The 23,524-nt window shown below is 69.9% G+C and carries 18 protein-coding genes; 11 read left to right on the top strand and 7 right to left on the bottom strand.

Annotated features, from left to right (window positions below; all coding sequences use genetic code 11):
• Window positions 1–36: 36 nt before the first annotated feature.
• Window positions 37–1,443 (top strand): FAD-dependent oxidoreductase, encoded by a 1,407-nt coding sequence (locus KUM49_RS08870; RefSeq protein WP_217236173.1) that lies wholly within the window; start codon window positions 37–39, stop codon window positions 1,441–1,443.
• Window positions 1,444–1,467: 24 nt separating this feature from the next.
• Here the strand turns inward: KUM49_RS08870 and KUM49_RS08865 are convergent, their stop codons facing one another.
• On the bottom strand, window positions 1,468–1,791 hold the full coding sequence (locus KUM49_RS08865; RefSeq protein WP_217236172.1) for a hypothetical protein: 324 nt from the start codon (window positions 1,789–1,791) through the stop codon (window positions 1,468–1,470).
• A gap of 124 nt (window positions 1,792–1,915) precedes the next feature.
• Here KUM49_RS08865 and KUM49_RS08860 point away from each other — a divergent pair, with 124 nt between their 5' ends.
• Window positions 1,916–2,740: a rhomboid family intramembrane serine protease gene (locus tag KUM49_RS08860; protein ID WP_217236171.1), complete on the top strand. Its 825-nt coding sequence runs from the start codon at window positions 1,916–1,918 to the stop codon at window positions 2,738–2,740.
• A gap of 12 nt (window positions 2,741–2,752) precedes the next feature.
• Here the strand turns inward: KUM49_RS08860 and hemE are convergent, their stop codons facing one another.
• Entirely contained in the window at window positions 2,753–3,823 is a 1,071-nt protein-coding gene (gene hemE / locus KUM49_RS08855) for a uroporphyrinogen decarboxylase (RefSeq protein ID WP_217236170.1), read from the bottom strand.
• A 107-nt stretch (window positions 3,824–3,930) separates the two neighbouring features.
• On the opposite strand from hemE, the gene KUM49_RS08850 reads away from it, so the two are divergent.
• The 3 genes from KUM49_RS08850 to KUM49_RS08840 all read left to right on the top strand — a co-directional run bounded on the left by KUM49_RS08850 (window position 3,931) and on the right by KUM49_RS08840 (window position 7,037).
• Window positions 3,931–4,599 carry a DUF3000 domain-containing protein gene (locus KUM49_RS08850; protein WP_217236169.1) on the top strand — a complete coding sequence of 223 codons (669 nt, stop codon included), beginning with the start codon at window positions 3,931–3,933 and terminating at the stop codon, window positions 4,597–4,599.
• A gap of 291 nt (window positions 4,600–4,890) precedes the next feature.
• Window positions 4,891–5,553: a response regulator transcription factor gene (locus KUM49_RS08845; RefSeq protein ID WP_128374800.1), complete on the top strand. Its 663-nt coding sequence runs from the start codon at window positions 4,891–4,893 to the stop codon at window positions 5,551–5,553.
• Window positions 5,554–5,720: 167 nt separating this feature from the next.
• Window positions 5,721–7,037 carry a ribonuclease D gene (locus KUM49_RS08840; protein WP_217236168.1) on the top strand — a complete coding sequence of 439 codons (1,317 nt, stop codon included), beginning with the start codon at window positions 5,721–5,723 and terminating at the stop codon, window positions 7,035–7,037.
• 94 nt (window positions 7,038–7,131) lie between these two features.
• Here the strand turns inward: KUM49_RS08840 and KUM49_RS08835 are convergent, their stop codons facing one another.
• From KUM49_RS08835 to KUM49_RS08825, 3 genes are read right to left on the bottom strand one after another with little or no spacing between them, the layout of a single operon-like run.
• The gene (locus tag KUM49_RS08835) at window positions 7,132–7,962 is read right to left on the bottom strand and encodes a carbohydrate ABC transporter permease (protein WP_217236167.1); all 831 of its coding nucleotides are present in this window, start codon (window positions 7,960–7,962) and stop codon (window positions 7,132–7,134) included.
• Complete coding sequence (locus KUM49_RS08830; protein WP_217236166.1) at window positions 7,959–8,912, bottom strand: carbohydrate ABC transporter permease; 954 nt, start codon at window positions 8,910–8,912, stop codon at window positions 7,959–7,961. Before KUM49_RS08830 ends, KUM49_RS08835 begins: the two co-directional genes overlap by 4 nt.
• Entirely contained in the window at window positions 8,912–10,225 is a 1,314-nt protein-coding gene (locus KUM49_RS08825; RefSeq protein WP_217236165.1) for an ABC transporter substrate-binding protein, read from the bottom strand. The genes KUM49_RS08830 and KUM49_RS08825 overlap by 1 nt, the downstream gene beginning before the upstream one ends.
• Before the next feature lie 169 nt (window positions 10,226–10,394).
• Between KUM49_RS08825 and KUM49_RS08820 the strand changes: the two genes are divergently transcribed.
• The 6 genes from KUM49_RS08820 to KUM49_RS08795 all read left to right on the top strand — a co-directional run bounded on the left by KUM49_RS08820 (window position 10,395) and on the right by KUM49_RS08795 (window position 20,333).
• The gene (locus KUM49_RS08820; RefSeq protein ID WP_217236164.1) at window positions 10,395–12,764 is read left to right on the top strand and encodes a glycoside hydrolase family 2 protein; all 2,370 of its coding nucleotides are present in this window, start codon (window positions 10,395–10,397) and stop codon (window positions 12,762–12,764) included.
• The gene (locus KUM49_RS08815) at window positions 12,761–13,798 is read left to right on the top strand and encodes a LacI family DNA-binding transcriptional regulator (RefSeq protein ID WP_217236163.1); all 1,038 of its coding nucleotides are present in this window, start codon (window positions 12,761–12,763) and stop codon (window positions 13,796–13,798) included. Before KUM49_RS08820 ends, KUM49_RS08815 begins: the two co-directional genes overlap by 4 nt.
• A 121-nt stretch (window positions 13,799–13,919) precedes the next feature.
• Window positions 13,920–15,146, top strand: coding sequence for an acetyl-CoA C-acyltransferase (locus tag KUM49_RS08810; protein WP_217236162.1), 1,227 nt, complete (start codon window positions 13,920–13,922; stop codon window positions 15,144–15,146).
• Entirely contained in the window at window positions 15,143–17,278 is a 2,136-nt protein-coding gene (locus KUM49_RS08805) for a 3-hydroxyacyl-CoA dehydrogenase NAD-binding domain-containing protein (RefSeq protein WP_217236161.1), read from the top strand. Before KUM49_RS08810 ends, KUM49_RS08805 begins: the two co-directional genes overlap by 4 nt.
• Before the next feature lie 164 nt (window positions 17,279–17,442).
• Entirely contained in the window at window positions 17,443–18,879 is a 1,437-nt protein-coding gene (locus KUM49_RS08800; protein WP_217236160.1) for a cellulose binding domain-containing protein, read from the top strand.
• On the top strand, window positions 18,876–20,333 hold the full coding sequence (locus tag KUM49_RS08795) for a polysaccharide deacetylase family protein (protein ID WP_254400932.1): 1,458 nt from the start codon (window positions 18,876–18,878) through the stop codon (window positions 20,331–20,333). Before KUM49_RS08800 ends, KUM49_RS08795 begins: the two co-directional genes overlap by 4 nt.
• Before the next feature lie 73 nt (window positions 20,334–20,406).
• Here KUM49_RS08795 and KUM49_RS08790 read toward each other — a convergent pair whose 3' ends face one another.
• A complete protein-coding gene (locus tag KUM49_RS08790) occupies window positions 20,407–22,137 on the bottom strand; it encodes a glycosyltransferase (RefSeq protein ID WP_217236159.1) in 1,731 nt (576 codons plus the stop codon).
• Window positions 22,134–23,405, bottom strand: a complete 1,272-nt coding sequence (locus KUM49_RS08785; protein WP_217236158.1) for a nucleotide sugar dehydrogenase — start codon at window positions 23,403–23,405, stop codon at window positions 22,134–22,136. The genes KUM49_RS08790 and KUM49_RS08785 overlap by 4 nt, the downstream gene beginning before the upstream one ends.
• Between the last annotated feature and the right edge of the window lie 119 nt (window positions 23,406–23,524).

The following is a 23,524-nucleotide window of genomic DNA, read 5'->3' as shown; positions in this document are numbered from 1 at the left end:
GCAGACCGAAATGCCCTGCCCCCGTAGCGTGTTCGCATGAGCATGAGCGGAGCGAGCCGTAGGACGGGCCCTGGGGCCGAGCGTCTGGTGGTGATCGGCGGCGACGCCGCGGGCATGTCCGCGGCGTCGCAGGCCCGCCGCATGAAGGGGCCCGACGAGCTGGAGATCGTGGCCTTCGAGCGCGGTCACTTCACGTCCTACTCGGCGTGCGGGATTCCGTACTGGGTGGGCGGCGACGTGACCGAGAGGGACCGGCTGATCGCCCGGACGCCCGAGGAGCACCGGGCCCGCGACATCGACCTGCGGATGCGCACCGAGGTCACGGAGATCGACGTCGAACGGCGTCGGGTACGCGCGCGTGACGTCGATTCCGGGGCCGAGTCCTGGACGTCGTACGACAAACTCGTGATCGCGACCGGGGCGCGCCCGATCCGCCCGGACATGCCCGGCGCCGACGCTCCGGGCGTCCACGGCGTCCAGACCCTCGACGACGGGCAGGCGCTCCTGGACACGCTGGCACGCACGCGTGGCCGACGCGCGGTGGTCGTCGGCGCGGGTTACATCGGCGTCGAGATGGCCGAGGCGCTCATCAACCGCGGCTACGAGGTGACGGTCGTCAACCGGGGCAGCGAGCCGATGTCCACGCTCGACCCGGACATGGGCCGTCTGGTGCACGAGGCGATGGAGGGCCTGGGCGTCACCATGGTCAACGACGCCGCGGTGACCAAACTGCTGACGGGTGACGCCGGTCGCGTGCGGGCGGTGGTCACGGACGACGCCGAGTACCCGGCGGACGTGGTCGTGCTCGGCATCGGCGTACGCCCCGAGACGGACCTCGCGAAGGCCGCCGGGCTGCCGCTCGGCACGCACGGCGGGCTGCTGACCGACCTGGCGATGCGGGTGCGGGGGCACGAGGACATCTGGGCCGGCGGCGACTGCGTCGAGGTCCTGGACCTGGTCTCCGGCCAGGAACGGCACATCGCCCTGGGCACCCACGCCAACAAGCACGGCCAGGTCATCGGCACCAACGCCGGCGGCGGCTACGCCACGTTCCCCGGCGTCGTCGGCACGGCGGTCAGCAAGGTCTGCGACCTGGAGATCGCCCGCACCGGCCTGCGCGAGAAGGACGCGCGCAGGGTGGGCCTGCAGTTCGAGTCCGTCACCGTCGAGTCGACCAGCCGCGCGGGCTACTACCCGGGGGCCTCCTCCATGACGGTGAAAATGCTCGCCGAGCGCCGCACGGGGCGGCTGCTCGGCGTGCAGATCGTGGGCAGGGAGGGGGCGGGCAAGCGGGTAGACATCGCCGCGGTGGCCCTGACGGCCGGTATGACGGTGGAACAGATGACGGCCCTCGACCTGGGCTACGCACCGCCGTTCTCGCCGGTGTGGGATCCGGTGCTGGTCGCGGCCCGCAAGGCGGTGGCGAAAGTGCGGGCTTCGTGAAGCCCGCTACGCCGCAAGGAACTTCTACGCCGAACCGTTGATCCGTTCGATGGCCTGCCGGGCCTGGTCGGCCGGAGGCCGCGGCGGCAGGGACGACACGGACGCACTGGTGCTGGTCACGGCCGCAGGCTGCTCCCCCGCCGGCCTCGCGTGCGCGGCGGCCCGGGCGGACCGGAGCCGGTTGCTCACCGCCTCGTCCAGGGTTACCGGTCGCTGCATCTGGGCGGCCAGCCGGCCGGCCTCCTGGCCGAGCCGGGCCACGTCCTCCCACGGCAGGCGCACCACCAAGGAGATCTCGGCCTCGCCGTCCGGCAGGGCGTGCATCGGAGGAGTAACTCGGTCGTTCATGGCCTGTTCCTCACGTCGTCCCCGCGAGCGCCTTCCCCGTGCCGCGGGCGGTTGAGGAGACATACGCACCTGCGGTGGGCGGCGTTCACCGATTCGCCGTCCGCATCGGGGGCACTACTTCCTTGTGGTCATCCCCGTCCATGACGTGAACCCGGCGCGTCGCACTCCTGTGGTGACGTACGCGCTGATCGCCGCGAACGTCCTCGTGTTCCTGTTCATGCCGGGCCTCGCCGGTTCCGCGGCCGGGGACGGCAGCCTGGCCCAGCTGTGCCACCTCCAGGCGTTCCTGGATCACTACGCGGCGGTGCCGCAGGAGTTGATCCACCATCAGCTGCCGCGGGTGGTGCCGACGGGCGACGTCGGTGTGGGCCCGCAGGGCGCCGGCTGTGTGGTGGGCCCGCCGGGTTACGACAAGTCCCCCGAACTGTCCGTCCTGACGGCGATGTTCCTGCACGGCGGCTGGCTGCACCTGCTGGGCAACATGCTCTTCCTGCTGATCTTCGGCAACAACATCGAGGACCGCATGGGGCACGTGCGGTTCGCGCTGTTCTACGTCGTGTGCGGCTACGCGGCGTCGTACGGCTTCGCGCTCCTCAACGCCGACTCGGCCGACCCGCTGATCGGCGCGTCGGGGGCGATCGCCGGGGTCCTGGGCGCCTATCTCGTGCTGTATCCGAAGGCCAGGGTGTGGGTCCTCGTCCCGTTCCTGGTCTTCCTGCCGCTCAGGCTGCCGGCGTGGCTGGTGCTGGGCTTCTGGTTCGTGCTGCAGGCCGTGTACTCGTCCGGCGAGGGTGTGTCCGCCGCCGGGACGGTGGCGTACGCGGCGCACATCGTCGGCTTCCTCGCGGGCATGCTGCTCGCCTGGCCGCTCAAGCCGGGCACGCCCCCGCCACCGGAACCGCGCGGCCTGCTCTTCGGCAGGCGGGCACGGCCCCGGCACACCTGGTGAGACCGGAGCGGCTCAGCGCGCGGTCTGCGTGTGGACGTACTCGACGAGGCGGGTCAGCGCGTCCGGGTCGGTGGACGGCATGACGCCGTGCCCGAGGTTGAAGACATGGCCTTCCAGGCCCGCCGCCGCGTCCAGGATGTCGCGGGTCTTGGTCTCGACGGCCTCGGTGCCGGCGAACAGGACGGTCGGGTCGAGGTTGCCCTGGAGCGCCTTGCCGGGGCCGACCCGGCGGACGGCCTCGTCGAGCGGGACGCGCCAGTCGACGCCGACGACGTCCGCGCCGGCCTCGCCCATGAGCCCCAGCAGCTCGCCCGTGCCGACGCCGAAGTGGATGCGCGGGACGCCGTAGCCCTCGACCGCGCGGAACACCTTCGCCGAGGCGGGCAGCACCGAGTGGCGGTAGTCCGCGGGAGCCAGCGCGCCGGCCCAGGAGTCGAAGAGCTGGACGGCGGAGGCGCCGGCCTCGATCTGCACCTTGAGGAAGGCGGCCGTGATGTCCGCGAGGCGGTCGAGCAGGTCGGCCCACAGCTGGGGGTCGCCGTACATCATCGCCTTGGCGTTCTCGTACGTGCGCGACGGGCCGCCCTCGACGAGGTAGCTCGCGAGGGTGAAAGGCGCGCCGGCGAATCCGATGAGCGGGGTGGCGCCGAGCTCGCGGGTCAGAAGGCCGATCGCCTCGGTGACGTAGGAGACGTCCTCGGGGGTCAGGTCACGCAGCTGGGCGAGGTCCTCGCGGGTGCGGATCGGACGCTCGACGACCGGGCCGACGCCGGGCTTGATGTCGAGGTCGATGCCGATGGCCTTGAGCGGGACGACGATGTCGCTGAAGTAGATCGCCGCGTCCACGTTGTGCCGCCGCACCGGCTGCAGGGTGATCTCGGTGACCAGCTCGGGCCGCATGCAGGACTCGAGCATCGGGATGCCCTCGCGCACCTTGCGGTACTCCGGCAGTGAGCGCCCGGCCTGCCGCATGAACCACACGGGGGTGTGCGGCACGGGCTCGCGCCGGCAGGCCCTGAGGAAGGCGGACTCGTACGTGGCGGTCGGCTGCTGCGGCGTCACGGGGCTCTGGTTGGCACTCACGGGGCAAGTCTCGCACGGCTCCGCAGGGGGTCCGGACGGCAACCCCGACACCGGACAACAGGGTGTCCTCCCTGCACGAGGCCCCCGTTCCCCTTAATCTTCCCCGCATGGCTGCGGCTCAGGGACGACTGTCGGACGGCGCTGACGGAATGGACGACGCGAAGGAGGAGGACCTGCATACGAGCGGGACGGATCCGCTGCCCTTCCGGGCGGCTGTCGACGCGCTCAGGGCCGCGCGGCTCCGGCCGCAGGTCGAGGTCGAGCCGACGCGCGCGCCGCAGCGGCTCGCGCCCTACGCGTACGCGCTGGAGGCCGCCGTGGTCGACGGCGAGGAGGACCTGGCCGACGGCCGGCTGGTGCTGCTGCACGACCCGGCCGGCCACGACGCGTGGCGGGGCACCTTCCGGCTGGTGACGCTGGTGCGCGCGGAGCTGGAGCCGGAGATGGCGGCCGATCCGCTGCTGCCCGACGTGTGCTGGTCGTGGCTCACCGGTGCGCTCACGGCGCGTGGGCTGGCGTGTGGCGAGCCGAGCGGCACCGTCACCCGGGCGAGCTCCCACTACTTCGGCGGCCTGTCCGAACGGCCGGCCGCCTCCCAGATCGAGATCCGCGCCTCCTGGACGCCCCGCGAGGGCCTGGGCGGCGTTCCGGACACGGCGGGGCACCTGGCCTCCTGGTGCGACCTGCTGGCCCAGATCGCGGGCCTGCCGCCGGCCGGGCCGGGCGACGCGTCGGTGGTCACCCTGCCGCAGCGGCGCGGCCCGCAGTCGCGCTGACCTCTCCGCACGCACAGCCGTACCGCACCCGTACCGCACCCGTACGCGGACCTGTACCCGAACCCGTTTCCGTCGTCGGCTCGCCGGCGCATTTTTGGCAATCACTTTGTCGATACGGCCACTTTCGGCCGCGTATCGACGCAGACCGAAGCCGTTCGGTCTTCGAATGATCGATCGCGTGTCCGAATTGCACGGATTGTTACTCACTAGATCGTGATCATTCTCTAAAGCCAAACGGGTTTGGTGCCGAAGACGACTGTGACCTGCCCCGTCCCCCACCCAGGAGGCCTGGTGTCCGTTCTCCTCGAGCAGCCCGCAAGCCTGGTCGCCTACCGCCCGAACAAGCCGACCGCCATGGTGGTCGTGGCCGACCCGCGCGTCCGCTCCACCGTCACCCGCCACCTGTGGGCGCTCGGTGTGCGCGACGTCATCGAGGCCTCGTCCATCGCGGAGGCTCGTCCCCGCATCGGCAACCCCCGCGACATCTGCGTCGCCGACGTCCATCTGCCCGACGGCTCCGGCCTCACCCTCCTGTCGGAAACCCGCGCCGCGGGCTGGCCCAACGGCCTCGCCCTCTCCGCCGCCGACGACATCGGCGCCGTACGCAACGCCCTGGCCGGCGGCGTCAAGGGCTACGTCGTCACCGGCACCCGCACCAACGTCGGGCTCCCCACCCGGCCCGGTGCCGCCCCCATCGGAGCCGCCGCCGCCCGTATGCACCGCCGCCCCCCGGGTGCCCCGAGCCACCCGGGCGGCTACCGCGAACTGTCCGGCCGCGAGGTCGAGGTGCTGCGACTGGTCGCGGAGGGCCAGTCCAACAAGGCCATCGGCGTCTCGATGGGCCTGTCCGCCCTGACCGTCAAGAGCCACCTCGCCCGCATCGCCCGCAAGCTCGGCACCGGAGACCGCGCGGGAATGGTCGCCGTGGCCCTGCGGACCGGCATCATCCACTGACCCCCACCCTTCACGGCCGTGAACCGGATCGGCCCCTGATCCGCTGCCACCACCCCACCCGTCGTGAACCGGATCTTTCACCGAGCTGACTGGTTTACGACCCTCAGGCGCCCGTCGACGGAACGTTCCGTCGGCGGGCGCTGTCCATACACAGATACCCTTGACATGTGACCGACGCCCAAGACACCGCAGCAGACAGCACACTGCGAACCACCGGAGGCGCCCCTCCGGACGACGGCGGATCTTCTGCTACGGAGGCGCCGAACCCTGATCCGGGCCCTGACCCGGGTCCGGAGCCGATCCCTTTGCTCGAACCGCGCGAAGGGATCCCGCCCGTCGTCACCGACGCGGACACGCTCGCCGAGGTGATCGCCGCCTTCGCCGCCGGCTCCGGCCCCGTCGCCGTGGACGCCGAGCGGGCGTCCGGCTACCGCTACGGCCAGCGCGCCTATCTCGTGCAGCTGCGCCGCGAGGGCGCGGGGACGGCCCTGATCGACCCCGTGGCCTGTCCTGACCTCTCCGGCCTGGGCGAGGCCCTGTCCGGCGTCGAGTGGGTACTGCACGCGGCCACCCAGGACCTGCCGTGTCTCCGCGAAATAGGCATGGTTCCGACGCAGCTGTTCGACACCGAGCTGGCCGGCCGGATCGCCGGGTTCCCCCGGGTGGGTCTCGGCGCGATGGTCGAGGGCGTCCTGGGCTTCGTCCTGGAGAAGGGCCACTCGGCCGTCGACTGGTCCACCCGCCCGCTGCCCGAGCCGTGGCTGCGGTACGCCGCCCTGGACGTGGAGCTGCTGGTCGACCTGCGGGACGCGCTCGAGAAGGAGCTCGACCGGCAGGGCAAGCTGGAGTGGGCCCGCCAGGAGTTCGACGCGATCGCCTCGGCTCCGCCGCCGGAGCCCCGCAAGGACCCGTGGCGCCGGACGTCCGGCATGCACAAGGTGCGCAGGCGGCGGCAGCTGGCCGTCGTACGGGAGCTGTGGCAGACCCGGGACCGGATCGCCCAGCGCCGGGACGTGTCGCCGGGCAAGGTGCTCGGCGACGCGGCCATCGTGGAGGCCGCGCTCTCCCTTCCGGCCGACGCGCAGGCACTCGCCGCCCTGAACGGGTTCGGGCATCGCATGGGTCGGCGCCAGCTGGAGCAGTGGCAGGCCGCGGTGGACCGGGCCAAGGCCCTGCCCGACGCTCAGTTGCCGCAGCCGGGGCAGGCCGTGACGGGGCCGCCGCCGCCGCGGGCCTGGGCCGACAAGGATCCGGAGGCTGCCGCGCGGCTGTCGGCGGCGCGCGCCGCGGTGTCCGCGCTGGCCGAGGCGCTCAGCATGCCGCAGGAGAACCTGATCACGCCGGACACGGTGCGGCGGGTCTGCTGGGAGCCGCCGGCGGTTGTCAGCGCCGAGTCCGTGGGGGCTGCGCTCGCGGGGTTCGGGGCGCGGGCCTGGCAGGTCGAGCAGGTGACGCCGGTTCTTGTCGCCGCGTTGTCCGCCTAGCCCGGTCCGCCTGGCCGCCGTAGGGCATCTCTCGTACGGCGGCGGGCGGCCGTCGGTGATTGCTCGCGCAGTTCCCCGCGCCCCTAAAGACGTGTCACCTCGTCGCGCCTCTCATGAAGCCGTTGTAGATGAACCTCTGCAGCGACAGGAACACGATCAGCGTGGGCAGGATCACCAGGACCGCTCCCGCCGAGATGACCTCCCAGTGGGCTCCGTAGGGGCCGCGGAAGCGGAACAGGGACGTCGAGATCACGCCAAGATCTTCTGAGGGCAGGTAGAGGAAGGGGATGTAGAAGTCGTTGTAGACGGTGATCCCCTTCACGATGACGACCGTCGCGATCGCGGGCTTGAGCAGCGGAAAGATGATCTTCCGGTAGATCGTGAAGGCGTTGGCGCCCTCCAGGCGGGCCGATTCGTCGAGGGAGATCGGGATGGACCGTACGAACTGCAGGAAGATGTAGATCGAGACGATGTCCGTGCCCATGTAGAGCGCGATCGGCGCCCACAGCGAGTCGAACAGGCCGAAGCTGTTGACGATCTGGAAGGTCGCCACCTGGGTGGTCACCCCGGGGACCAGCGCGGCGATCAGGAAGAGCGCGACCACCAGCTTCTTGAAGCGGAAGGTGAAGCGGTCGATGGCGTAGGCGGTCATCGAGCCGATGAGGACCGTGCCCCCGATGGCGACGATCAGGATGATCGCGGTGTTGGCGAACGCCGAGAGCATGCGGCCGTCCTGGAACGCCGTCACGTAGTTGTCGACGTTGAACAGGCTGTCCGGGAGCGAGAGCGCGCCGCTGCCGTTCGCCATCTCCTTCGAGGACTTGAGGGAGGTCAGCAGAACCACGCCGAGCGGGAGCAGGACGAGGGCTGTCGCGGCGATCAGCGAGAGGTACACGAGCGTGCGGGCCACACTGCGGCGCGTCATGCGAGGTCCACCTTGTCGTCGGGGACGAGGCGGCGCTGCACCCAGGTCACCAGCAGGATGATCAGCAGCAGCACGACCGCGGCGGCCGAGGCGAGCCCCGTCTTGTTGAAGCGGAAGGCCAGGTTCAGCGTCTGGATCACGAAGGTCTCGGTGCCGGTCGCCCCGCCGGTCATGATGTACGGGATCTCGAAGGCGGACAGCGAGCCGGAGATGGACAGGATCACCGTCAGGGTGAGGACCGGCTTGATGCCGGGCGCGATGATGTAGCGGAACTGGTGCCAGCGGTTCGCGCCGTCCAGTTCGGCCGCCTCGTAGAGCTCGCCGGGGATGGACTGGATCGCGCCGAGGAACAGCACGAAGTTCAGGCCCATGTAGCGCCAGATGGAGACGCCGGCCAGGGAGGTGTTCGCGGAGACCGGCGTGCCGAGCCAGGCGTGGTCCGTGTGGTAACCGAAGAGGGACAGGACCGAGTCGAGGGTGCCGCCGTCCTGGAAGAAGTAGAGGAAGACGAAGCCGATCGCGACCCCGTTGATCAGGTACGGGAAGAAGAGCACGCCCTTGAAGAAGTTCCGGAAGCGGACGTTGAAGCTGAGGACCGTCGCGAAGTAGAGCGCGGCGACGATCTGGACGGCGGAGGCGACGAGGTAGTAGCCGCTGACGAAGAAGACCTGGAAGAGGTCCTCCCTGGTGAAGATCTCCGTGTAGTTCTCGGCGCCCGTGTACTGCAGTTCGGGGCTCACGCCGTCCCAGTCGGTGAAGCTGTACGCGAGCATGTTGGCGATCGGCGCGTAGGTGAAGGTGACCAGCAGGGCGAGCGGGGCGATCAGGAAGAGCCAGGGCGTCACTCCGCGCCACATGCGCGTCCTGCGTGGTGCGGGGGCCGGGGCGGGGGCGGCGGCCGCCGCCCCCGTGACGGCCTTCACGGTCGCCTTCTGGGTGGTGTCCGTCATCAGGACCCCAGCGTCTGCTGCGTCTCGGTCCAGCGCTTGCTGAGGTCGGCGAAGAAGTCGTCCAGGCTGCCCTTCTTGGCGCCGCGGGCGAGGTCGACGAGGTTCTGGCGGTACTCGGGGGCGTAGATGCCGACCTCGGACTGGTTGTCGATCTGCTTGACCTTGGCTCCCGCGCTGTCGTCCAGCTCGATGAGCTTCACGCCCTCGTCCTCGTACGGCTTCAGCACCTCGGGCAGCGGTGCGTCCTTGAGGGGCGAGATGGCCAGGTTGTCCTTGTCGTAGCCGGACTTGTCGGTGAACCAGTCGATCCAGGCGCGGGCGGCCGGCTTGTTCTTGGAGTGGACGTTGACGGCCTGGTTGTAGTCGGGCGCGACCACCGCGCAGAACTTGCCGTCGACCTGGGACGGGAAGGGCATGAACCCGATGTCGTCGGGGTCGGCCCCGGCCTGCCGGGCGGCGTCCTGGAACTGGATGATGGCCCAGGTGCCGAGCCACTGCGTGGCGAGGTCGCCCTTCGCCAGCCGGGGCTTGGACTCCTCCCAGTTGGTGGTGGTCGGGTCCTTCTCGATCAGGCCCTCGCGCACGGTGTCGTACAGGAGCTTGTCGCCGACGCGCAGGTCGGCGCCCTCGGCCCACGGGTCGCCCTCGGCGAGCTTCGTCGACGCCTGGGGGTCGCAGCTGACCGATCCGTTGACGGACGTCCACTGCGACAGCGGCCACTGGGCGGCGAAGTTGGTGTAGTACGGCACCGCCTCCGTCTTGGACTTGATCGCCTTGAGGGCGGTGAGGAACTCGGCCGGGGTGGTGGGCCATTCGGTGACGCCGGCCTCCTGCCAGACCTTCTTGTTGTAGAGGAAGCCGGGGATCACGCCGATCGGGCTCTGGCCGTAGACCTTGCCGTCGACGGTGGTGTAGTCGGTGAACAGGTACTTCTTGCCGCGCTCCGCCTCGGTGCCGAGCGAGGCGAAGAACCTCGGGTAGTCGTCCTTCTTGATGACCGCGGGGATCATCAGCACATCGCCGTAGTTCTCCGTGTTCATACGGATCTTGACTTCGGTCTCGTAGTTCGTGAGGGCCTCGAACTCGACCTTGACCTTCGGATACGTCTTGTTGAACTCGGCGGCGTACTTCTTCATCGTGCCGTCGGTGACGAGATCGGTGCGCTGGGTGAGGACCTTGATGGTTCCGGTGACCTTCGACGGGTCGTCGGGCGCTTTGGCGTCGGCGCCCTTCGAGGCGCCTCCGGTGCCCGTGCAACCGGGGACCAGCAGGGCGGCTCCCACGACCATGGCGAGGATGTGACGGCGGTTCATGTGCATCAGCTCCGTTCTAGGGACGTTCCAGGGACGGAAGAGCACGTGCGGGTTGCTGGGTTGGCTGATTCGGCACTCTGTCAGCGCTTTCTTAACCGGTAAAGTCTCTATTTCGCCAAGGCTGCGACGATGTGAACGCCTGCTCGACTGAAACGGTTTAGGAGTGCGGATGCTGGAGGCCACACCGCTCACCGAGGGCTGGACCCTGAAGCACGAGGGGAATGCCCTCCCGGCCTCGGTGCCGGGCTGCGTGCACACCGATCTGCTGGCCGCCGGGGTGATCCCGGATCCCCTGCTCGGGCTGGGCGAGACCGAGGTCGCGTGGGTGGGGCGGCGGGAGTGGACGTACGAGACGGAGCTCGCGGCGGCGAACGGCCACGAGCAGACCGACCTCGTCTTCGACGGTCTGGACACCGCGGCCGAGATCCGGCTCGACGGCCGGCTCCTGGGCCGGACGAGGAACATGCACCGCTCGTACCGCTTCGACGTGACCGGGCTCGGCGGGCGGCTGTCGGTGCGGTTCGCCTCCGCCTACGCCGAGGCGGAGGCCGTGCGCGGGAAGCTGGGCGAGCGGCCCGCCGCCTACGCCGAGCCCTACCAGTACCTCCGCAAGATGGCCTGCTCCTTCGGCTGGGACTGGGGTCCGACCCTGGTGACGGCCGGGATCTGGCGGCCGGTCCGGGTGGAGCGGTGGTCGACGGCCAGAGTCGCGCGCGTACGGCCCCTGGTGACCGTCGAGGACGGCCTGGGACGGGTCGAGTTGCGGGTGGACGTCGAGCGGTCCCGGGTCGAGGCCGAGCTCTGGGTGGAGGCGACGGTCGGCGGGGTCCGGGCGCGCGCCCGGATCGACGGGACGCAGTCAGTCGTACGGCTTCAGGTGCCGGACGTGCGGTTGTGGTGGCCGCACGGGTACGGCGAACAGCCCCTGTACGACGTCGAGTTGGCGCTCGTGCACGAGGACCGCACGCTGGACGTGTGGCGGCGCCGGATCGGCTTCCGAACCATCGAGCTGGACCGCGAGCCCGACGCGCACGGCAGCGGGTTCACCTTCGTCGTCAACGGCGAGCGGCTCTTCGCGCGGGGCGTGAACTGGATCCCGGACGACGTGTTCCCGTCCCGGATCGGCCGGGACCGGTACCGGGAGCGGCTGCGGCAGGCGGCCGACGCCGGCGTGGACCTCGTGCGGGTGTGGGGCGGCGGGATCTACGAGAGCGAGGACTTCTACGACGCCTGTGACGAATTCGGGCTGCTGGTCTGGCAGGACTTCCCCTTCGCGTGCGCGGCCTACCCGGAGGAGCAGCCGCTGCGGGGCGAGGTCGAGGCGGAGACGCGCGAGAACGTCGTACGGCTGATGCCGCATCCCTCGCTGGTGCTGTGGAACGGCAACAACGAGAACCTGTGGGGGTTCCGGGACTGGGGCTGGGAGGAACGGCTGGCCGGGGACTCCTGGGGCGAGGGGTACTACCTCGGCGTCCTGCCGCGGGTGGTGGCCGAGCTGGACCCGACACGGCCGTACACGGCGGGCAGCCCGTGGTCCGGGTCGTGGGAGCAGCACCCGAACGACCCGGACCACGGCACCCACCACTCGTGGGAGGTGTGGAACCGGGAGGACTACGCGGAGTACCGCGCGAACGTGCCGCGTTTCGTCGCGGAGTTCGGCTGGCAGGCGCCGCCCGCCCACGCCACGCTGCGGCGGGCGCTGCCGGGCGAGGAACTGGCGTCCGACTCCCCCGGCATGCTGCACCACCAGAAGGCGGACGACGGCAACGGCAAGCTGGAGAGGGGCCTGGCACGTCACTTCGTTGTGCCCGAAGGGGACTTCGACCGCTGGCACTACCTCATGCAGGTCAACCAGGCGCGTGCGGTCGCCGCCGGGATCGAGCACTGGCGCTCGCACTGGCCGGTGTGCGCGGGCACGGTGGTCTGGCAGCTCAACGACTGCTGGCCGGTCACCTCGTGGGCGGCGATCGACGGGGACGGGCGCGAGAAGCCGCTGTACCACGAGCTGCGGCGGGTGTACGCGGACCGGCTGCTCACCCTCCAGGTCCGGGAGCGGGGACTGGTGGCGGCCGCCGTGAACCAGTCGGCCGAGGAGTGGACGGGCACGCTGGTGCTGCGCCGGATGTCCGTCGAGGGTGGCGTGACCGGCTCGGCCCGGGTGGAGTTCGGCGCCGGGCGGCGGTCCGTCGCCGATGTCGCGGTTCCGCGCGAGCTGGAGCCCGTCGGGCCCAAGGAGTTCCTGGTCGCGGACGCGGACGGGTTGCGCGCCGGGTACTTCCCGGTGCCGGATCGCGAAGTGCCGTATCCGCAGCCCGAGTTCGAGGTCGCGCTCGTGCCGGGCGGGATCGAGGTGACGGCCCACACCCTCGTACGGGACCTGCTGCTCCAGGCCGACCGGCTGGATCCGGCGGCGCGGGCCGACCGGGGGCTGGTCACGCTGCTGCCCGGCGAACGGGTCACCATCGGGGTGCGCGGCTGGCAGACTCCGGATGCCGAGAAGGCGCGTTCAGCCCTGTACTGCATGGAGCCCGGCCGATGACGGCAACGCCGCCCCCCCGCGTCACCATCAAGGACGTCGCCGCGCGCGCCGGCGTGTCCAAGGGTGCCGTGTCCCTCGCCTTCAACCACAAGCCGGGGCTGGCGGAGGCGACCCGGGACCGGATCTTCCGGGCCGCGCGGGAGCTGGGGTGGGCGCCGAGTCCGACCGCGCGGACGCTGGCCGGCTCGCGGGTGGACGTGGTGGGGCTGGCGATCTGCCGGCCGGCCCGGCTGCTCGGGCTCGAACCCTTCTACATGGAGTTCGTGTCGGGGGTGGAGAGCGTCCTGACCGAGCATTCCTGCTCGCTGCTGCTGCGGCTCGTCCGGAGTCTGGAGGAGGAGGTCGGACTGCAGGAGTCCTGGTGGCGGGGGCGACAGATCGGCGGGTCGATCCTCGTGGACTTCCGCGCGGACGACCCGCGGGTGGCGGCGGTCGAGCGGCTCGGGATGCCGGTGGTCGCGGTCGGGCACCCGTCGCTGACCGGCAGTCTCACCTCGGTGTGGACCGAGGACGCCACCGCCGTGACGGAGGCGGTGCGCTACCTCGCCGCGCTCGGGCACCGGCGGATCGCCCGGGTGGGGGGCGCGGCGGCCCTCGGACACACCGCCATGCGGACCGCCGCCTTCGACCAGGCGGCCCGCGCCCTGGAGCTGGCCGGGGCCTGGCAGGTGGCCACGGACTACTCCGGGGAGGCGGGGGCCCGTGCGACGCGCTCGCTGCTGACGGCGGCGGCCCCCGACCGGCCGACGGCCATCGTGTACGACAACGACATCATGGCGGTGGCGGGGCTGTCGGTGGCGGCGGAGATGGGTCTGAGCGTGCCGGACGACGTCTCCCTGCTCGCCTGGGACGACTCCCAGCTGTGCCGGATCACGCATCCGCCCCTCTCGGCGATGAGCCATGACGTGCACGGATTCGGGGCCGAGGCGGCTCGGACGCTGTTCGGGGAGATCACGGGAGAGGGTCCGGGCTCGCATCCGGTGCCGACTCCGGTGCTGACTCCGCGGGGCTCGACGGCTCCTCCGAAGGTGTGACGTTCGCCGCTTGGGGCGGGGGGACTGGGCAGCCTGGTTACCCACAAGTAGCATGGGTTCTGAGCGCGCGCTCAGCGCATCGCAGCAGTAGAGCCGTCCCGCACCCTGGAGGAGAGCCATCGTGCCTCGTACCGTCAGGGACGTCGTCTTCGTAGACGGCGTCCGTACCCCGTTCGGCAAGGCGGGCCCGAAGGGCATCTACCACGAGACCCGTGCCGACGACCTTGTCGTGAAGGCGATCCGGGAGCTGCTGCGCCGCAACCCCGGTCTCGACCCGAAGAAGATCGACGAGGTCGCCATCGCGGCGACCACGCAGATCGGCGACCAGGGTCTGACGCTGGGCCGCACGGCCGGAATCCTGGCCGGGCTGCCGCAGTCCGTCCCCGGCTACTCGATCGACCGCATGTGCGCCGGTGCCCTCACGGCCGTCACCACCACCGCGGGCTCCATCGCCTTCGGCGCGTACGACGCCGTCATCGCCGGTGGTGTCGAGCACATGGGCCGCCACCCCATGGGCGAGGGCGTGGACCCGAACCCGCGGTTCGTCAGCGAGAAGCTGGTCGACGAGTCCGCCCTGTTCATGGGGATGACCGCCGAGAACCTGCACGACCGCTACCCCACGATCACCAAGCAGCGCGCCGACGAGTACGCGGTGCGTTCGCAGGAGAAGGCCGCCAAGGCGTACGCCAACGGCAAGATCCAGGCCGACCTGGTGCCGATCTCGGTGCGCCGCACCAACGCCGAGGCCGGTGAGACGGGCTGGGGCCTGGTCACCGCCGACGAGCCGATGCGCCCGGGCACCACCCTGGAGAACCTCTCCGGTCTGAAGACCCCGTTCCGTGTGCACGGCCGGGTCACCGCCGGCAACGCGGCCGGTCTCAACGACGGCGCCACCGCGTCGATCATCGCGAGCGAGGACTTCGCCCGCGAGCACGGCCTGCCGGTCAAGATGCGCCTGGTCTCGTACGCCTTCGCGGGCGTCGAGCCGGAGGTCATGGGCTACGGCCCGATCCCGGCCACCGAGAAGGCCCTCGCCAAGGCGGGCCTGTCGATCGAGGACATCAACCTCTTCGAGATCAACGAGGCCTTCGCGGTCCAGGTGCTCGCCTTCCTGGAGCACTACGGCATCGCGGACGACGACGCGCGCGTCAACCAGTACGGCGGCGCGATCGCCTACGGTCACCCGCTCGCCTCCTCCGGCGTCCGTCTGATGACGCAGCTGGCCCGCCAGTTCGAGGAGCAGCCGGAGGTCCGTTACGGCCTCACCACCATGTGCGTCGGCTTCGGCATGGGCGCCACGGTGATCTGGGAGAACCCGCACCACAAGGACGCCGGAGGCGACAAGTGAGCACCGCTGAACTCCTCAAGGGAGCGGCCGAGCTGTTCCCCGACGAGGTCGTGACGTCCGCGCACGTACGCCACCTCGACCTGCCGTTCGGTGCGGGCCGGTTCGCCCTGATCACCCTCGACAACGGCTTCGACCACACCAAGCCGACCACCTTCGGCCCGCAGTCACTCGCGAACCTGAGCACCGCGATCGACCAGGTCGAGAAGGAGGCCGCGGCCGGCGAGATCGTCGGTGTCGGCATCACCGGCAAGCCGTTCATCTTCGCGGTCGGCGCCGACCTCAAGGGCGTCGAGCTGCTGAAGGAGCACAAGGACGCGCTCGCCATCGGCAAGGGCGGCCACGAGGTCTTCAAGCGGCTGTCCGGTCTCGGGGTCCCGACCTTCGCGTACTACAACGGCGCGGCCATGGGCGGCGGCGTCGAGGTCGGCCTGCACTGCGCGTACCGCACGGTGTCCGCGGCCCTGCCCGCCTTCTCGCTCCCCGAGGTCTTCCTCGGTCTGGTACCGGGCTGGGGCGGCTGCACGATCCTGCCGAACCTGATCGGCGCCGACAAGGCCGTCTCGGTGATCATCGAGAACTCGCTCAACCAGAACAAGCAGCTCAAGGGCGCGCAGGTCTACGAGCTGGGCATCGCCGACGCCCTGTTCGAGGGCGCGGACTTCCTGGAGCAGTCGCTGCTGTGGACGGCGTCCGTCCTCAAGGGCGAGATCGTCATCGACCGCCCGGTGATCGACCGCGGCGAGGCCTGGGACCAGGCCGTCGCCAAGGGCCGCTTCATCGCGGACAGCAAGGTGCACGGGGCCGCTCCGGCCGCCTACCGCGCCCTCGACATCATCGCCGCCGCCAAGAACGGCGACCTCCAGCAGGGCTTCGACGCCGAGGACAAGGCCCTCGCCGACCTGATCATGGGTGGCGAGCTGCGCTCCGGCATCTACGCGTTCAACCTGGTCCAGAAGCGCGCCAAGCGCCCGGCCGGCGCGCCGGACAAGTCGCTGGCACGCCCGGTCACCAAGGTCGGTGTCGTCGGCGCCGGTCTGATGGCCTCGCAGCTCGCGCTGCTGTTCCTGCGCCGCCTGGAGGTGCCGGTCGTGCTGACCGACATCGACCAGGAGCGGGTCGACAAGGGTGTGGGCTACGTCCACGCCGAGATCGACAAGCTGCTCGGCAAGGGCCGTGTCAACCAGGACAAGGCCAACCGCCTCAAGGCGCTGGTCTCGGGTGTGCTGGACAAGGCCGAGGGCTTCTCGGACGCGGACTTCATCATCGAGGCCGTGTTCGAGGAGATCGGTGTCAAGCAGCAGGTGTTCGCGGAGGTCGAGGCGGTCGCCCCGGCGCACGCGATCCTCGCCACCAACACCTCCTCGCTGTCGGTCACCGAGATGGCGTCGAAGCTGAAGAACCCGGAGCGGGTCGTCGGCTTCCACTTCTTCAACCCGGTCGCGATCCTCCCGCTGCTGGAGATCGTCCGCGGCGAGCAGACCGACGACGCCTCCCTCGCCACCGCGTTCGGCGTCGCCAAGAAGCTGAAGAAGACGGCGGTTCTGGTGAAGGACGCCCCGGCGTTCGTCGTGAACCGCATCCTCACCCGCTTCATGGGCGAGATCCAGAACGTCATCGACGAGGGCACGCCGGTCGAGGTCGCCGAGAAGGCCGTCGAGCCGCTCGGTCTGCCGATGTCCCCGCTCGTGCTCCTGGAGCTGGTCGGTCCCGCGATCGGTCTGCACGTGTCCGAGACCCTCAACCGGGCCTTCCCGGACCGCTTCACGGTCTCCCCGAACCTCGCGGCCGTCGTCAAGGCGGGCAAGCGCGGCTTCTACGTCTACTCCGCAGAGAACGGGTTCAAGCCGGAGCTGGACCCCGAGGTCGCCGCGCTGCTCAAGCAGGGCGACAGCGTCCTGACCGAGGAGCAGGTCCGGGACCGCGTCCTGGACGCGGTGGCGCAGGAGATCGGGCTCATGCTCGACGAGGGCGTCGTCGCCGAGGCCCAGGACATCGACCTCTGCCTGATCACGGGTGCCGGCTGGCCCTTCCACCTGGGCGGCATCACGCCGTACCTGGACCGCGAGGGCGTCTCCCAGCGGGTGAACGGGAGGCCGTTCCTGGCTCCCGGCGTGGCGAGCGTCCCGGCGTAACGCGTTACCCCTGAGGGGGGTGGGGTGCACGGTAACGATCCGTGCGCTCCGCCCCCTTTCGCATGCCTCTGCGGATAGGATCCTCACACAATCCGACCACTTGTTTACATTGCACTGACGGTTCTGACCCACGAGCCGACCGGTGTAGCGCGAAGGAGCCTCCCGTGGCGTCAACCCGCCGCCGTACACCCCGACGTCGGGTTTGGCCCAAGATCAGGCTCCTCCTCCTGGTATGTGTGGTCGCCGCCGGTGCCACGGCACTGTATCCCGTCTGGAAGGCCGCGAATCCCGAGCCGCCGGAACTCGTGGTCCGGTACCGGACCGAGACGCCGGCCACCGCGGCCGCGGCCGAGCCGTCCCTCGAGATCCTCAACGAGTCGAAGAAGCCGCTTCCGCTGAGCGACGTGACGCTCCGGTACTACTTCACCGCGGACACCACCTCCTCGTACGCCTACAACTGCGTCCAGGCCGCCGTCGGCTGCTCGAACATCGCCGGGACGGTGACGAAGCTCGACAAGTCCGCCGAGAAGGCCGACCACTACCTGGAACTGCGGTTCACGAAGGACGCGGGCACGCTGAAGCCCGGCGTGAACAGCAAGGGCATCGACGTCCAGCTGTACCGCACCGACCACGAGAAGCTGGCGCAGGCCAACGACCGCTCCTTCGACGCCGAGAAGTCGACCTACAAGGAGTCGAAGACGGTCACCGCGTACAAGCGGGGCGTCCTCGCCTGGGGCGACGAGCCGGACGGCGGCGACGAGAAGCAGGCCTCGGCGAAGGCGGAGGCCGCGCCCGCTCCGGTGCCGGCCGCCCCCGCGGGCGTGCTGTTCGACAACTTCCACTACGTCGGCGCCAAGGACCCCGCGCTGTTCAAGCACGGCTGGCTGGTGCGCTCCAGCAAGGGCGGACCGGGCATCGACGACACCTGGACGGCCGACGGGGTCACCTTCCCCGCCGGGAAGGACGCCCTCGGCGACGGCCAGGTGCTCAACCTGCGCGCCGCCACGGACGGCACCAAGTCCGGCACCGAGCAGGCGAGCCTCGGCACCGCGCGCCGCGAGTTCCGCGAGGGCACCTACGCCGCCCGCATCCACTTCTCCGACGACCCCACCGACGGCGAGGGCGGCGACCACGTCAACCAGACCTTCTACACCATCGGCGGCAGCGGGAAGACGTACAGCGAACTGGACAACGAGTACCTGCCGAACGGCGGTTGGGGCCGGCTCGGCCCCAAGCTCGACACGGTGAGCTGGTACGACCACGAGACCAACGACCGCGTCTACACCACGACGAACAAGAGCCTGGCCGGCTGGCACACCATGATGATCACGGTCAAGGACGACGTGGTGACCTACCGCATGGACGGCAAGAAGCTGTTCAGCAGCAGCGGCAAGTACGCCCCGCGCGCGGGTATGTCCATCAACTTCAACCACTGGTTCGTCGACCTGCCGTTCAAGGGTGACCGCGCCTGGGACATGCAGGTGGACTGGCTGTACTACAACGCCAACGACGTCCTGTCCGACAAGGACGTCAATGCCGCCGTCAAGGAATACAGCGACAACGGCATGAACTACTTCGACACCGTCCAGGAGACGCGTTGAGCAGAGAGCAACCCCGTGTCTGGTCCCGTCCGCTGAGCCGACGCTCCGCGCTGCTCATGGGCGGCACGGGAGGCGTCGCGATGGCAGGCGCCGGTGCGTGGGTGGGCAGGGTGGCGGCCCAGCCCGCGGCCGCCCCGGCCGAGGCGGCCATCGGCGGCCTCACCACGCCCCCGTCCTACGCCCCCTCGGGACGCCGGCCCAAGTACCGCCGGGCCACCTGGTCCCAGCAGTTCCAGGCCGCACACGGCTGGACCCCGGGGGGCACGGGCACCGCGTCGGCCGAGGCGAACGACACGTCCGTCTTCGTGCGCGGGACACAGTCGGTGCGGGTCACCACCAACGGCACCGGCAAGCAGTCCTACGTCCGCAAGACCGGCATGACGGCGCAGAACCTGACCGGCAAGATGATCAGGCTCGTCCTGCGGGTCGAGGACGTGACCAACCTGTCCAAGCTGGTCTTCTACCTGGGCAGCGGCTCCCTCGCGAACCACTTCTCCTGGACCCTGCACTCCCATTCGACGACGGCGGCCAACTACGTCCAGTCCGGGGAGTGGGTGACGGTCCATCTGCAGTGGGCCGACGTCACCGGCGCGGCCGGCACGTACTCGATCTCCGCCTCCGGCACACCGTCCACCAAGACCGGCTTCACCGACATGTCGTTCGCCGTGTACGACAACGCGGGCGGGCCGGTGACCTACCGGCTGCAGGCCGTCGAGCTGATACCGGACACCGTCTCGGTCTTCCCGAAGGGCGTCGTCTCCATCACCTTCGACGACTCCCACAAGTCGATCCACGACCTGGCCCGGCCGGTGATGGACCAGTTCGGCTACTCGGGCACGGTCTACAACATCGCCGACGCGATCGGCACGGGCAGCTTCCTGACGATCGACCAGATGCGCTCGATGCAGAACTTCTCGGGCTGGGAGATGGCCGGGCACTCCTACGCGAACGCCACCCACACCGCCAGCTATCCCAAGCTGACCGCGGAACAGGCGGACGACGACTTCCGCAAGCTGCGCGAGTGGATGGTGGGCAACGGCTTCACCAGCGAGCATTTCGCCTACCCGCACGGGGCGTTCCAGAAGACGACGGACGGCGTTCCGGTGGACCAGATCGCGAGCCGTCACTTCACCACGGCCCGGTCGATCATCTCCGAGACCATCGAGTCCTTCGCCCCGGCGATGCCGTACCGCCTCAAGGCGCTGACCGGCATCAACGACGGCACCGGCATCGGCGGTACGGCGCTCACGAAGGTGACGGGCGCGGGCGGCCGGCTCGACCGCTGTGTGAACAGCGCCGACTGGCTCATCCTGTGCCTGCACAAGGTCGTCGAGGGCGCTCCGGCGACCAGCACGGAGATCGGCAAGGCCGGCCTCGGCGCGCTGATGAAGGCGATCGACGACCGGGGCATCCCGGTGCTCACGGTCGAGGAGGCGATGGCCTCCTACACGTGAGGCACGCCGACGCGTGAACGAGAAGGAGGGGCGGCCCCGAGGCCGCCCCTCCTTCTGCTTGCGTGCGTGGGGCCTACCAGCCCTGTCCGTTCCCCTGGCCGTTGCCGTGCTGCCAGGAGGGGTCCACATAGCCGCCCTGGTGCTGGTGGGGGTCGTAGCCCTGCTGCTGGTACGGATCCTGGTGCCCGCCCTGCCACTGCTGCTGTCCCGCCGGGGCCGGCGTCCCCCAGGTGACGGCCTGCTGCGGCACGTGCGCGTGCTGCTCGTCGTAGCCGGGCAGCGGCTGCGGCTGGGTGGGGATGGGACCGGAGGGGCGGGGCCGGGTGCGCAGAGCGACGCCTTCCAGACGCATCAGCTGGAGCGTCTCGGTGACCTTCTTGTCGGAGTACGGGTCCTCTTCCTCGAAGATCTCCGTCACGTCGGCCTCGTGGTCGCCGGCCACGGACACCTCGACGCCTCCCTGGCGGGTGCCCCAACTGCCCTTGTGCAGGGTGAACAGGGCGTAGAAGCGCAGCGGGGTGAGCAGGGTCAGCTGGATCACGCCGTAGATCGGCGCGAGCAGGAACATGCCGAACCGCTTGATGAAGCCCATGCCGCGGCGCGGGAAGTCGAGGTACCGCACGTTGCGGAGGTACCCCATGAGGACCATGAAGATCAGGTAGTCGCCGATGTGGTTGACGAACTGGTCGGGCTTGATGATCGGCAGGATGACCATCGAGTAGAACATCGCCGAGCCGAAGACCAGCCACAGCGCCAGTTCCATGCAGGTCAGCCAGAAGGCGGGCCGGTACTTCTTCTGGTGCCGGAAGGCCCACAGGGACTCGCGGAAGAAGGACTTGTTCCAGCGGACCTGCTGGCGCAGGAAGTGCGGCAGCTTCTCGGGGACGGCCGTGTAGCCGACGGCGGTCTCCTGGAAGACGACCTGGCCTTCCATCAGGCAGTAGTTGGTCATGCGGCGGTCGTCGCCGAAGACGGCCGGCTTGCCCAGGAACTGCTGGTTGAGGAAGTCGGGGAGGTACTTGCGCACCAGCGTGCCGCGGTAGGCGGAGAGCGCGCCGCAGCAGCACAGGACCGACTTCAGACGCGAGTACGCGGCCCGCTCGAAGAGGAACGAGTTGCCGTAGCGCAGGTCCTGCAGGCGCGTGAAGATGTTGCTGTCGTGGTTGAGCGCCAGGACCATGCCGGTGGAGGCCATGATCTTCTCGTCGGCCAGCGGCAGCAGCAGCTCGCGGACGGTGTCCCGGGACAGGACGGTGTCCGAGTCGACGCACAGGAAGATGTCGGAGTACGGGGCGGCCTCGAAGCCGAGGGCGAGGGCCTCGCGCTTGCCCTTGTTCTCGGGCTGCACGCTGACCGTGTACTTGACGCCCCTGGCCTCGAACTCGCGGCGGATCTTCTTCGCCGTCCGGATGCCGGAGTCGCTGGCGCTGGCGTCGTCGATGATGTGGATCTCGTTGGGCAGGCGGCTCTGCGCGAGGAGGCTGCGCATGCCCTGCTCGAACATCACCGGGTCCTCGTTGTAGATCGGGATGACCGCGGTGACCCAGGCGTTTTCCAGGTACTCCAGTTCCTCCCGCCCGGCCTTGGCCGGGCGGTAGAAGAGGGCGCCGAACATCTTCAGGGCCAGCAGGCCCATGGCGCCCATCGAGTACAGGTGCAGGGAGCCGGCGTCGAGCCTCGTCGCGATCAGTGCGGCAAGGGCCAGGAAGACGAAGTACGAGACCTTCAGGTGCCGGCGTTTTCGGTGGCCCCGATGGCCGTCGGAGTCGACGGCTCCGGCTATGTACGTATCTTCGGAAGTCACAGCTTGACCACCCGCGGGTGGTCGGCGGACTTGCCCCGGGTGTCGAAGAGCGCGCGGGCGCGGTCGGCGAGCTCGGCCAGGTCGATCTCGCGGTGCGGCTGGAGCAGGATGGTGAGGTCGGCGGACTCGGCCGCGGCGAGGTAGTCGTCCGTCCGCTCGACGCTCGCGCCGCCGGCCTTCCAGTCGTCGACGCGCGGGTCGAAGTAGACGAGTTCGGCGCCGCGGGCGAGAAGGTTCTCCGCGACGGCCAGCGCCGGGCTCTCGCGCTGGTCGGAGATGTCCGGCTTGTAGGTCACGCCGAGGAGCAGGACGCGCGAGCCGCGGACCGCCTTGCCCTGGTCGTTCAGCATGTCGGCCGCGCGGTTGACGACGTGCACCGGCATGCGCTGGTTGATCTCCTGCGCCAGCTCCACGAAGCGGAACGGGATGCCGAGCGAACGCACCTTGTACGACAGGTAGTTGGGGTCGATCGGGATGCAGTGACCGCCGACGCCCGGGCCCGGGTAGAAGGGCGCGAAGCCGAACGGCTTGGTGGAGGCGCAGCGGATCGCGTCCCAGAGGTCGACGCCGATCTCACGGCAGAACATCGACATCTCGTTGACGAGCGCGATGTTGACGTGCCGGTAGGTGTTCTCCAGGAGCTTGGCCATCTCGGCCTCGCGGGTGCCCTTGGCCTCGACGACACGGTGCACGAAACGCTCGTAGAGGGCGCGGGCGGCCTTGGTGCAGTCCGCGGTGATGCCGCCGACGACCTTGGGCGTGTTCTCCAGGCCGAACTCGGGGTTGCCCGGGTCGATGCGCTCCGGGGAGAAGGCGAGGTGGAAGTCCGTGCCGACGCGCAGTCCGCCGGCCTCCAGGCGCGGGCGGACGACCTCGTCGGTGGTGCCGGGGTACGTCGTCGACTCCAGCACCACGAGCGTGCCGGGTCGCAGGTGCGCGGCGATGTCGTCCACGGCGGCGTGCACCGCGCCGAGGTCGGGGGCGCCGTGGTCGGTGAGCGGGGTCGGGACACAGACGACGACCGCGGCGGCGTCGGCGATGACCTCGGCCCGGTCGACCGCCTCGAAGCCCTGGCCGAGCATGGCGCCGACCTCGGCGTCGGTGATGTCGTCCACGTGGGAACGACCGGCGTTCAGCCCGTCGACGACCCGTCGGCTGCGATCGAGACCCACCACCTTCAAGCCCGCGCCGGCGGCGGAACGGGCCAGCGGCAGCCCCACGTAACCGAGTCCGACAACGACAAGATCCACCGTGGAGGATCTGCTCACGACAACATTCCCAACCCCGTTTTACCGACCGCTCGGGCCGGGTGCCGGTGCTACGTCGGTCTCCCGATAAATTCGAACAAACGCAGTGAGGCTAGCAAGTATTTTCACTTCTTAACCAC

This window comes from Streptomyces sp. AC555_RSS877, from assembly GCF_019049245.1.
GTDB lineage: Bacteria > Actinomycetota > Actinomycetes > Streptomycetales > Streptomycetaceae > Streptomyces.
The sequence above is the reverse complement of the archived record's forward strand: the minus strand, read 5'-3'. Positions and strand labels throughout refer to the sequence as shown.